We start from the raw sequence: 10,813 nt of genomic DNA on the forward strand, positions 1-10,813 counted from the left end.
CATTTTTAAAGCATATCATGAGTTAAAATCTCATTTTTTGTTTCAAATCACATTTCGGCTGGCGGTCTATGCGTCAACTTGGAACTAGGGAAACGTAAAACCAAAATATTCAAAACATTTGATGAATCTCAGTTACAAGCATTTAGGGAAGAATGTCAACACGAGATAGCTTATGACCGGACTACCAGGACTATTGAAGCCCAACGACGGTTAGCAAGGGAGATATCAGAGTTACCCGCACACGAGCATCCTAGGTGGGTGTCTATGTATGGGCTGGATGGTTTGATAGCTCCCTCTTTACCGTCAGTTGAGAATAGCAGTTCATCCAATACTAACGCTTGGTTAGGCAATCAAACTGATATCGAGTCTGTAACTTATTCTGAACCAGAGCCAGGGTTTGACTGGATTTTTGATATTGTTCAAAATTCTTGTAAACCATTGGACAAACGGTCTAATCAACACTTTAAGGTAGATGGTGGGTCGCAATCCGGTAAGAGTACATTTGTATCACTACTCATAGCTTTAATCGGCAAGTTATCGGGTGAAATTGCCATCAATCTTGTAGATCCGAAATATCCTATGACTCAGTGGATGATTCAACCATCATTCATTGGGTATGAACAAGTGAACAATGGTGTAGATGCCGCGATTCAAGAATTAGAAAATCGTAAAACCCAATGTTTGCAAGCTAAAAAGAACAGGCAAGCTTTACCTGAATTCAAGCGATACCTTCTGATTGTGGATGAATGGGATAACATCTGGGGTAATGGGACAGGGTATGGCGATGTCATAGATGTCAAGCTAGCCAAGAAAATCAAAGGTAAAATACAACGTCTTTACAAAGAAGCAGCAGCTTATAACATGACCGTAATCCTGTTAGGGCAATCACCATTAACAACTGATAACGGATTCAGTCGAAGTTCTTTTAATTCAGCTACCAGGATTGTTTTGGGGAATGAAGCACTAAAGTGGGTTCAAGACCCTGGCTTTCCCTTTAAAGGTTGTGCTCAACAGTTAGCCAATGAGTTAGAAAACTGGATAGGTATTGGAAAACGTGTTGCTTTAGTGGTTCCGAATTTAGGTAGTACGCCATATGTAGAATCAATACCACTGATTAATCTTGATGAACTATTCAATGACCCTCAAGACGAAAAACAGACTGATTCAGAGAATGAATTTGGTAGTGAATCCAATAGCGAATTAACTGATATTCAGAAAGTGTTTTTAGTCCTCAAGAACTGGGTAAGTGAGCGAGAAATACCACCTACTGCTCTTGATGTTTGGAAAGCATGGAAAGAACTAACAGGTCAACAACTTGATGAGGAAGCACTAGGTTATTTACTTGAAAAATTAGGGTTAAAAGGAGTGTAGAAAATATGTACAAAATGATTTACGTTAAGCAGGTTTGTGAAACCATCTATGGAAGAGAAATACCCGAAAGAACTTGGGTTAGATGGAAAGATAAATTGACTCTCCCTAAACACATCAGATTCTGCTCACAAGGAGAAATGGAACAATTACTTACCCTGGCAAACATGAGACGTACAAAACCACTGTCACAGTTATCGCTAGAAACGGTAGTACTTGCTAAAACGGAAGCTTTGAAGAATCTCAACAGAGAAGTGTTAACACCCTTAATACCATCGGAATGTCTCGGTAAAAACTTACCACAAATTATAAAGGAATGTACGGGTAAGACAGTAAGCCTTAAAACTCTTTACCGATGGGGCAGTACTTGTAATTTCAGATTTAGTGCTAACACAAACTATACAAGAAGTGAAATTGAGAAATGGCTTTCTATATCATATAAATTTTAACTTTGTGAGAAATCACGCCAACGATTTTTCTAAAATCCTGGATATTTTGGCGTGTATTCTCATGCGGTTGGCACTGGTGGCATACACGGTGAGAAAAAACAGTCTTTTTTGGCAGAATAGGTTAATGTTAGGCGTAATCTCATGACAATAATGTTAACTAAACTATCTGAAAGTTTTATCCTGTAAGGTTTTCATCTAATCTATTTAATATTTTGGATTTCTCACTCAACTCGGAAGTCCGCTTTTTACCCCGTATTCCAGGGTAAAACCAGTCAAATTTGCACCCGTCCAAAATTTTCAATTATTACAAAATAGGAGTCAAAGTAATGCAACCAGGTACTATGCACATCTATAGACTAGGTGGAGAAATCAGTAAAATCTACCGATTAGAATTTACGCCTTATAACAGTAATCCGAGTTGTAGAGTTAGAGAAATACACATAGAAAGTAGGCTAGTCAACAACATAAACCACTGGAAAGAATATGTTGAATACAATTTCGATAAATTAGAGAACGGTTACTACAACATTAACAACTTTGGCAAGTTTCAACGGTGCATTAATAGCGCGATAGAAAAACCTACCTTACGGGAGCACTGGAATAAATTACCAAGGTTAGCAAAATTTTTGTTAAGCGGTGTGTTGTTGATTTTAATGAGCAGTACTTATCAGCAAATAACAACGCCTCAATCAGCACAGCAGAATACAGAACGGCATTAAAGCAAAAACACTGGTGAGGTTAACTACCTTGCCAGTGCTCCACATGAATCGACTTCTATTTAGGATTCTCCGCATTATGTCATACCAATATCGAGACGACCACGTTAGTGGATGGGTTTATTTGCTTGAGACGGAAATGTATCACGGTATACTTCCAGGTGCTTATCTACGACACTGCTAGTTTGAATGGGGGGATTGAACTCTAAATTAAAAAGCACTGGATAGATGCTGGTCTTACCAGTGCTGACACTCCAAGACTCTTTTAATCATGTAGCATCGCAAAGCATAACTACATCACGATGACCACGTACCCAAATTTGTTTATTTAATGAAAACTGGAAAATGTCACGGATAGTATCTTGAAAATTTCGAGCGTGAGTAATAGCTAAATACACACTCGTTCTCTGGCGTAATAACCTGGATGATACTGTTTTCTACCATGCCTGATAGAATAGTAACCTTTATGGTAAACCCTCTTATAGTAACAAGGTCGAGCAGCTATCAGATTGGGTTGTTGCAATGATTCTGAGTGTCCTGTTCCCTTTTCGCCAAGTTCAACAGATTTTGCAAGGGAAGAATTAGCGGCAGCAGGAGTTGTCATACTCAAACCCAGTGCTGTTACCAACGCAATTCCTGAGAAAAATGATTTCTTATTCACTCTTCCAATTCCTCCGTAAAGTTCATCCGATTATGGCATAAGAAAAACTGACTCGGTATAAAAATTCATCTATAAGAATAAGTAATGAATCATACTTTCACGAACGCTTACGGGCTTCCTAGGGTTATAACTGACAGTAAGTGTGCTACTTCTAGGTGTGGGTTTACTGATTGGGTATGGAATACGGGAAAGCGTTAGACCGCACTTGCAGCAAAGGATTGAGCGGAAGTAATGATGAAAGCACTAGGAGAGGTTTCAAAATCCTAGCTAGTACTTTTTATACTTTATATTTATACTAATGGTGGTACATTTTTGGTAAAAGAAGATGCTTAAAAAGATACTTTACGCACAAACAACCAACTTATTGAATCGAGCCGCTAGAAACCGTGAAATAATCCCTGCAATGGAAGAGTTGTCGGAGGAAGAGTTGAGAGGACTAGCGGGAGGGGTTGGTGCGAGTAGTCCGGAAGTGCGACCTCCAGTAAAAAAATAAACCTTTTATCTCATTAATCCAACTTCCGTCAAACGCTTTATTAGCTAATTTTATAACCAGCCAGCAGCTTACTCTACAGTAAAGTTTGCTGGCTGGTTTAGCTATTGGACGTGGGCTTGCTGATTGGGTATGGATTGCGGGAGAGTGCCGCCCCACAAAATCAGCCGCAAATCGAGAAACGGGAATTTTAATTTTCTGTTGACGGGTCAGACGAAACAATCATAGTTTCAAGTACACTTTTAGCTAACGCGCTAGCCAGCTAACTTTTTCATCTAAGAACCATGAACAAACGAGATAACAGCGATTACACCCAAATTGCAATTCACTTGCCCAAAGACCTAGTGAAAAACTTTAAGCAATTAGCACTGGAATTGGACTTAGGTCACAGCGAAGCGGGACAACAAGCAATAGAAATGTGGTGCAACGCTGCGATTGAAAAAGCAAATCAAACAAGATTGTCGAACTAACCCGCGCCACAGATACAGCACTGTTACCCCTATGAGTGCTGTTTAGCTATATAACGATATGCATCCCATCTTCTGAAACGGTACATTCTGCAAACTGCTTCAAGAAGAAACGGTACATTCTGCAAACTGCTTCAAGAAGAAACCGGGATGTGGAATGATTGTGACACTTGCGCGAAGTTCACAGGACGGAATAGCGCTTCTAGGGAATTAAACCTGATTTATGCTTCATGGAGAGAAAAAATAACTGGATTACTGGAATTTTGTCAAGTATCAACCATAGAAGTTTATTTATGATGTTTCGGAAAAAACAGGTTAAACAATAATCTGTGTGAACCTGTTCAACTTAGAATATTGTGTTATATTAGTTTTTTAACGAACAGGTTAAACAAAAGATGAACACAACACACACCAGAGAAGAAATTGAAAACGCTAACAAAAGAACTCTTGACGAAATCGCCAAAAACATGGGTGTGAAAGGTTATTCGCGCACTCCTAAAGAAGACTTACAGAAAAAACTTTTAACAATGCTGGAAGAAGAATCAGAACCTATTCAAGAGGAAAAAGCTGAACCTGTAGTGTTTTTTGAAAAAGTCTCAACTATGACCGATGTGGCTGAAGTTGAGCAGGCTTGTACAGAATTGGTTGAAACGCTTAAACTCAACGGACTACAGCCTAAATCTCGGTCAAATAAGCTTTCATCCTATTCCAAACTTTTCAAAACCCTACAACCCACACCAGACACCGCTCATCTCTTCTTTCCATTCAGAGCAGAAGGTAAGAGTGAGTACATCCAACGTCACTTATTCTTCAAATTTACAGGACTAGCTGATATCTCTTGGAAAGAAGCCAATGAAGATATCAAGGAACGGAGGCAAGAACGACAAGTCAAATCTTCTAGTCGAGATGAGTTAGCGGACGCACTGGACGCGCCGAACAAAGTTTTTAATTTGGATCTATATCTCAAAACCACACTTCAGTTACTCAACAGTAAAGACTCTTATGAACTCGCAGTAGGCTTGATAGCTGCCAGTGGGCGTCGCCCGTCCGAGATTGTCATGCTCAGTGAGTTTGAAATTTCTGATTGGATTCCCCCATATATCAAGAATGCTCAATATGGTGTAAAGGTAATCGGACTTGCTAAGAAACGTGATAAAGAAGTCACCACGTACACGTCTCTCTTAGTGCCTACTAGTGACTTTGTAAATCGTGTTAAATACTTTCGATCACTTCCAGAAATCAAAGCCTACCAAGACAAATTTCAGAAACTTCTAGACCTAGGATGGGATAAGGAAAGTACTTGGAAGAAAATTGAAGAACAAGCAGGCTATGAACTCAGAAAAGTAACAGAACTCTATTTTGATTTCTTACCAAAAATTGATGAAGGTTACAACAGAAAAAATATTCTTTTAAGAGCTTGTACGACCAAAATATTGACTCTCAGAGATTACCCAAACGCTACCAGTAAAGCCAAAATTACTTATGCAGGTGTCCTTGCAGGTCATATCATCCCAGAATTCAAGGGTGAAAAAGTTACCTACCACGGTGAGACTTCAGCTAGTACTCTTCACTATGACGACTATGAACCTGACTCAACTGAGATTCACTTTTTAACTATTGAACCTAAGACAACGACAGTAATTAAGGAAACTGAAGATATGGTACGTATTGCAGAATTAGAAACCATCATTGCTCAACTCAATGCACAGATAGCTGAGAAAGATGCTCTGATAGTTGAAAAAACCCAAAGAATTACAGAACTTGAAGAACGTATTAACCGCCCTCGCTTACCTCAAATGGAAGTAAAAGAAATGGACTCCGATAGACTGTTCAAAACGCGCAAAGAGGGAAGTGCTGAAGAAAAATTAAACCGTGCTTGGCAAGCAGTGACCGCGTACAACGACAACACTCCAGAGTACAAAATCAACCCTACCAACAAAGTATTACGAGAACTGACTGGAGTTAATGGACAGACTGTTACAAAGTGGATGGAATTACACAAAGATGAAGTTGTGACTCATCAAAGTAAACATTCATTAGATCCAGATGGAAAAGGATATTACAACAACCGCTACCGAAACAAGACTGACATGAATGTAGAAATAATTCTAGAAACAATAAAAAAAGATTATTTGAAACAGTTATGACACAATAGGGATGTCGTATGTCGTGTGACATCCCGTATGCCATCACCTGAGCAAAAACAAGAAGCTAGACTGATGTTCCTAAGTGGGCAAGGTGCGACCGAAATTGCCAGAACTCTAGGACTGACTCTTCGGACGGTTCAAAGATGGTTTGCAGAATGGCGCGGTGGAGAAAAACCTAAAAGAGAATCCAAACCTACACCCATTGTGAAAGCTGAAGTCCTACCTCCCCCATCGTCACCACAGACAATAGAACCTACACTACTTGGATATGGTGGAACTCTTCAAGATTGGGTAAAAGATTACAACAATTTGGCACAAGAACTCAAGCAAGAACATCGAGATATCAGGGTTGCACTCAAACAGAAGTTATTAAACGAATTGGCTCAAGATGGTAGTAATCGGGCAATTCACACGCTTTCTTTAGCAGTTCAAAGACATGGGGCTGAAGAGTTACGAATGCTAAGTCAGGGTAGAGGTGATTTGTTAACCCTCAGTCAAGCCTTTGCGTATATCCAAAGTGCGGGTTATTCGATTTCACAAGTAAGAGAGGATGAACAAAATGATCCAGTTTCCGACCAGTCTCTTGACACCAAAGCAACAGGAGAAAGTGGCGAAGAACACGGAACTCCTTAGAGCTAAAGAACGAACACAATCACCGGAGGCTAAGGAGGCGGCGACCGACTTCATCGCTTTTAGGAAGTATGTTTGCAATCACGAAACATTTCCACATATGGAAGAGTGGATCAACATACTCAACACAGGAGAAAACAACCGATATCTCAAAGGAATTGCTGGGAAAGATTGTTGCATTCTTGCTCCGAGAAACTCTGCTAAATCCAGTCTTCTACTTCAATGGGTAGCCTGGTGTATCGGCACTCATATCAATTTAGGGATTTCTCTAAAAATTCTATACATCAGTTACACAATTGAAGTTAGTTCCGCCAAGTCAAGACAGGTCAAAGCAATCATTGAGTCAAAACCGTATCAAGAGGTGTTTCCAAAAGTACAACCATCTAGAAATAAATGGGGTGAAAGAGAATGGGCTATTAACTTTTCTCACGCTGGTGTATCGGTACTAGAAGAACCGTATACGCTGGGTTGCAGCGGTCTTAAGGGGAGTGTAAATGGCAAACGTGCTCATTTAATCATTGCAGACGACCTAGTAAAAAGCCCTAGTGAAGGTAGGAATAAACTAATACAAGATAAGCTAGAAGAGAACTGGCTACAGATTGTACGATTTGTCAAATTTGATGGGAGTCGTACTGTCTGCTTAGGAACAAGAATGAGTCGAAACGACGTATACAGTCGAATTTTTATACCACCGTATTATCAGGTAATTACGCAGTCAGCAATCATAAAAGATGAGCTAGGGCAAGAGAAGAGTTTTTGGGAGTCGGGATTGAGTCTAGAAACATTAAGAAAGGAAAGAGAAGAAAATTTAGAAAGTTTCCTACTACAAAGACAAAATACAATTCCTCAAGAAACGTTCATAGGGATTCAGCCCCATCTAATCCGCTATGCTTGGTTACCAGAAAAATTTGAACGATTGGTCGTTGGGGTTGATTTAGCTTCATCTAGCACAGGCGACTATACAGCGTTCGTGACCGTCGGAGTTTCTCAAAACAAACTCTATATGTGCAACGCCTACCAAGAGCGAATATTGGGCAACATGAAGAAAATCGACCAATTGTTTGACCAGTGGGCTACATGGGCTGATAAGTGTGCTAACGCTCCTATCCTCGCTGTGGATGCCAATAGATACGCAATGGATTTTCAAGGTGATTTGTTAGATTATCTACAAGAACTGGAAGGAAATACTGAGTTTGAGGAAAAGTTTAAACACTTACAAATCGACCCAATTAAATCATCTGGACGTGGTGAAAAGATAGATCGCTTAATGGGGCATTCTTTATTATTTGAAAGGGGTAAAGTCTACTTTAACCGGGTGACAACAAATGAGGGTAACATGCATAAGCTTGTTCACCAAATCACCGATTTCAACGTGATGGATTCAAATGATTTGATGGACGCCTTGGAGATGGCTTTGTTGATAGGACGAAACTATATTAATAGTGAAATAACAGTAGCAGGGTAATGATTACTGAAAGTGAATTACGATTAAAACCTCTAATGATGAAGTATGACCCACTTCAAGAATTTGTAGTTATTTTAGACGTTGCATCTGGTAAAAAACGGACTCATACCGAACCTTGAATAGAACTATTAGATTTGAGTGAAGAAGAAAAACGTATCGTACTGTTTAATAAAATAAATAGGGCGGCGGCGCTAACGGGGGAATTAAAAATTCAAAATCAATTAAATAATTTTGAATTTATCGGTTGAAAGATGTGTAATAATCCAATCTACCTTCTATTTCCAACCCAATTACCATTGTTATAGTTTATGCTAGAATCCCATCCACAAGCTTGCCAAACAGCATCGAAAGCTGGACGTAGAATCTCTGATGATTCGGCTGCATAATCTTCAACAACAATTTCAGGAATTATAAGAATATCTCTATCAATAGAGTTTTCTTCGTAAGGGAATAATGTATTAACAGCCATTGTGTAACCTTTCACACCTAGTAAACTCAGCATTATAAAAATTGGGGGGTTAACTTCAAGGTTTTTTTGTAGCTGTAAATATTGTTGTAATGAATTTATTAGTTTCTTTTCGTAGTCAACACTAGGAATGCACTTTTTTTCATTTATAGGTGTTAATATTCTGGCATCAACAGCTTCAATAACACCATTACGAAATAGTTGGGTATAAGAGGAAGAAATTGGAGGATGAATACTAAAGTATTTTACAATTCCATCAAAGTTATATCGTTGGTTGTAACCATAAGAACTAATAGGTTGTAAATTTGAAGGATTATTTGCAGTTAAATTTACATCAATACTTGTACCTGAAGTAAAACAACCTATCGGTAGAAGATGTAAAACTATTTTGGAATTATGTTCCAGTTGTACTGGCGTTTCATCAGCAATTATCTTGGCAATACGTTCTGTACGAAATTGCCTTATCCTTTCAGTTAACGATTCTGAAACAATAAACGCTGAACGAATTTCAGTTACATCGAGCGGATACTTACCAGCACTATTACGTGAGTAAAAGCGGGAGTGGTTCTTGAACGTAACCATGTGAGGAGAGTTCCAACTTTGGGGAACTCTGATCACAATTACGGAACCATCTGCAAATCCATCTATAGCTTTTGTTTGTAAGCCAACTATTCTCGGCGCTATGCAATCTCGAATCATATTTTCTAAGCGCCTAATCTCTGTATCAGAATTAATAGCACCAACACCATTAGCAGCTTCTGGGATACCTGTTGTTTTGTTATCGCTGCTGCGTTGTTCCTGAATACCGTAGACAATATCACCACCAGAAGCATTAGCGAAAGATGAAATATCAGCTAAAAACTCTTTTTTATCTTCATCAGAATTTCCGGAAAGTTTTTCTTTGTATTCAAGTGTCCGAGTCTCAGGTACACCGTTAGAAATTAGTGATTCAATATCACTTTTTCCAATTAAATCAAATTGTTTATTTATCATGCTACTATCTTTCCCGAATTCTCAGCTTCTTTGATGCGGATTCGACCTGATAGGAGTTTGGGTAGTAGGGAATCGCGGATAGATGCGAGGGTGCGTGATTATTCATCATTTAAACTAATTCTGTAATAATGTTCAAAGACTGACTTGGAACAAAATAACCTCTAATTTTAACTTGTGATTAGAGGTTATCTAACTTAAAGTAATAAATTTATAGCCTATAATTTTTGAAGATCTAATAACCTCTTATTTTTGTAATTTTATCAGCGTACTCATTAGGCATTCGTAAATAGCAATTTGTCTTACCATCTTCTACTCGACTCGCAAATAAGAATCTATTAGTAGTTTTTGATGCGGTAGCTGAAACATTGTCAAAATTATAAGTTTTAATAATCTTATCAATGCAACGATCATTTAAAACTCCATCAGCCCTGTCTCGATATTGATTTCGTACATCATTTGTTTCTTGAGGACTTAGTTCTTCCATGTAGACTTGCTTAAAGTTTGGCGACCAAAAGTTGGAAACAATTGCTACCCAATTTTCTTGAATCAATTTTCCAATCTCAGTTAAATCAGATAAATCAGATGCCGATGTTTTACCGCTATAAAAAATACACATTGAAAAAACAGAGGAAACCAGCATGAACTTCTTAAAACAATTCATAAATTTATCTTCACGATTGTTTTTTGACATAACTACTTCCTTCAAGGTGTAATTCACAAAATTGGAATATGGATTTTTATTTGTATCTTTGTAATACAAAACCCTATATCACATGCATACTAGCTTGATACTTTGAGACTAGACCTCTATCTATTGGTGGACTAGACCACTTGACAAACTGTCCAAAAAATAAGTCATTACTTTACTCTATTACTAGGTCATAACTCATCTCCCCTCGCCTCGCCATCCCTCGCGTCTCTATCGGATATTGTGGGGGATTTTGATGTGTGGGGGTGTGAT

General features: G+C 38.6%; 11 protein-coding genes. 8 read left to right on the plus strand and 3 right to left on the minus strand.

Annotated features, from left to right (window positions below; translation table 11 throughout):
• Positions 1-78: 78 nt before the first annotated feature.
• From AC5JM2_RS18295 to AC5JM2_RS18305, 3 genes are all read left to right on the plus strand, one after another.
• Positions 79-1,371, plus strand: a complete 1,293-nt coding sequence (locus AC5JM2_RS18295) for a hypothetical protein (protein WP_495836281.1) — start codon at positions 79-81, stop codon at positions 1,369-1,371.
• 5 nt (positions 1,372-1,376) lie between these two features.
• Positions 1,377-1,817 carry a hypothetical protein gene (locus AC5JM2_RS18300; protein WP_495836282.1) on the plus strand — a complete coding sequence of 147 codons (441 nt, stop codon included), beginning with the start codon at positions 1,377-1,379 and terminating at the stop codon, positions 1,815-1,817.
• 326 nt (positions 1,818-2,143) lie between these two features.
• Positions 2,144-2,536: a hypothetical protein gene (locus AC5JM2_RS18305; protein WP_495836283.1), complete on the plus strand. Its 393-nt coding sequence runs from the start codon at positions 2,144-2,146 to the stop codon at positions 2,534-2,536.
• Between the two features lie 385 nt (positions 2,537-2,921).
• On the opposite strand, the gene AC5JM2_RS18310 is transcribed toward AC5JM2_RS18305, so the two are convergent.
• Entirely contained in the window at positions 2,922-3,194 is a 273-nt protein-coding gene (locus AC5JM2_RS18310) for a hypothetical protein (RefSeq protein ID WP_495836284.1), read from the minus strand.
• A 325-nt stretch (positions 3,195-3,519) separates the two neighbouring features.
• On the opposite strand from AC5JM2_RS18310, the gene AC5JM2_RS18315 reads away from it, so the two are divergent.
• The 5 genes from AC5JM2_RS18315 to AC5JM2_RS18335 all read left to right on the plus strand — a co-directional run bounded on the left by AC5JM2_RS18315 (position 3,520) and on the right by AC5JM2_RS18335 (position 8,393).
• On the plus strand, positions 3,520-3,687 hold the full coding sequence (locus tag AC5JM2_RS18315; protein ID WP_495836285.1) for a hypothetical protein: 168 nt from the start codon (positions 3,520-3,522) through the stop codon (positions 3,685-3,687).
• Positions 3,688-3,968: 281 nt separating this feature from the next.
• Complete coding sequence (locus AC5JM2_RS18320) at positions 3,969-4,154, plus strand: hypothetical protein (RefSeq protein ID WP_495836286.1); 186 nt, start codon at positions 3,969-3,971, stop codon at positions 4,152-4,154.
• A 392-nt stretch (positions 4,155-4,546) separates the two neighbouring features.
• The gene (locus tag AC5JM2_RS18325) at positions 4,547-6,298 is read left to right on the plus strand and encodes a protelomerase family protein (RefSeq protein WP_495836287.1); all 1,752 of its coding nucleotides are present in this window, start codon (positions 4,547-4,549) and stop codon (positions 6,296-6,298) included.
• Between the two features lie 36 nt (positions 6,299-6,334).
• Positions 6,335-6,931, plus strand: coding sequence for a helix-turn-helix domain-containing protein (locus AC5JM2_RS18330; RefSeq protein ID WP_495836288.1), 597 nt, complete (start codon positions 6,335-6,337; stop codon positions 6,929-6,931).
• A complete protein-coding gene (locus tag AC5JM2_RS18335; protein ID WP_495836289.1) occupies positions 6,858-8,393 on the plus strand; it encodes a hypothetical protein in 1,536 nt (511 codons plus the stop codon). The genes AC5JM2_RS18330 and AC5JM2_RS18335 overlap by 74 nt, the downstream gene beginning before the upstream one ends.
• Positions 8,394-8,661: 268 nt before the next feature.
• Here the strand turns inward: AC5JM2_RS18335 and AC5JM2_RS18340 are convergent, their stop codons facing one another.
• Together AC5JM2_RS18340 and AC5JM2_RS18345 are read right to left on the minus strand one after the other, a co-directional pair.
• Positions 8,662-9,852 carry an AlbA family DNA-binding domain-containing protein gene (locus AC5JM2_RS18340; protein ID WP_495836290.1) on the minus strand — a complete coding sequence of 397 codons (1,191 nt, stop codon included), beginning with the start codon at positions 9,850-9,852 and terminating at the stop codon, positions 8,662-8,664.
• Positions 9,853-10,084: 232 nt separating this feature from the next.
• Complete coding sequence (locus tag AC5JM2_RS18345) at positions 10,085-10,543, minus strand: hypothetical protein (protein ID WP_495836291.1); 459 nt, start codon at positions 10,541-10,543, stop codon at positions 10,085-10,087.
• Positions 10,544-10,813 lie beyond the last annotated feature (270 nt).

This window comes from Brasilonema angustatum (assembly GCF_059505445.1).

Bases quoted from the DNA above. Each gene is read 5' to 3' on its own strand.
- AC5JM2_RS18300 (WP_495836282.1), top strand. From the start codon at position 1,377: ATGTACAAAATGATTTACGTTAAGCAGGTTTGTGAAACCATCTATGGA.
- AC5JM2_RS18305 (WP_495836283.1), top strand. From the start codon at position 2,144: ATGCAACCAGGTACTATGCACATCTATAGACTAGGTGGAGAAATCAGT.
- AC5JM2_RS18315 (WP_495836285.1), top strand. From the start codon at position 3,520: ATGCTTAAAAAGATACTTTACGCACAAACAACCAACTTATTGAATCGA.
- AC5JM2_RS18320 (WP_495836286.1), top strand. From the start codon at position 3,969: ATGAACAAACGAGATAACAGCGATTACACCCAAATTGCAATTCACTTG.
- AC5JM2_RS18325 (WP_495836287.1), top strand. From the start codon at position 4,547: ATGAACACAACACACACCAGAGAAGAAATTGAAAACGCTAACAAAAGA.
- AC5JM2_RS18330 (WP_495836288.1), top strand. From the start codon at position 6,335: ATGCCATCACCTGAGCAAAAACAAGAAGCTAGACTGATGTTCCTAAGT.
- AC5JM2_RS18335 (WP_495836289.1), top strand. From the start codon at position 6,858: ATGATCCAGTTTCCGACCAGTCTCTTGACACCAAAGCAACAGGAGAAA.
- AC5JM2_RS18340 (WP_495836290.1), bottom strand. From the start codon at position 9,852: ATGATAAATAAACAATTTGATTTAATTGGAAAAAGTGATATTGAATCA.
- AC5JM2_RS18345 (WP_495836291.1), bottom strand. From the start codon at position 10,543: ATGTCAAAAAACAATCGTGAAGATAAATTTATGAATTGTTTTAAGAAG.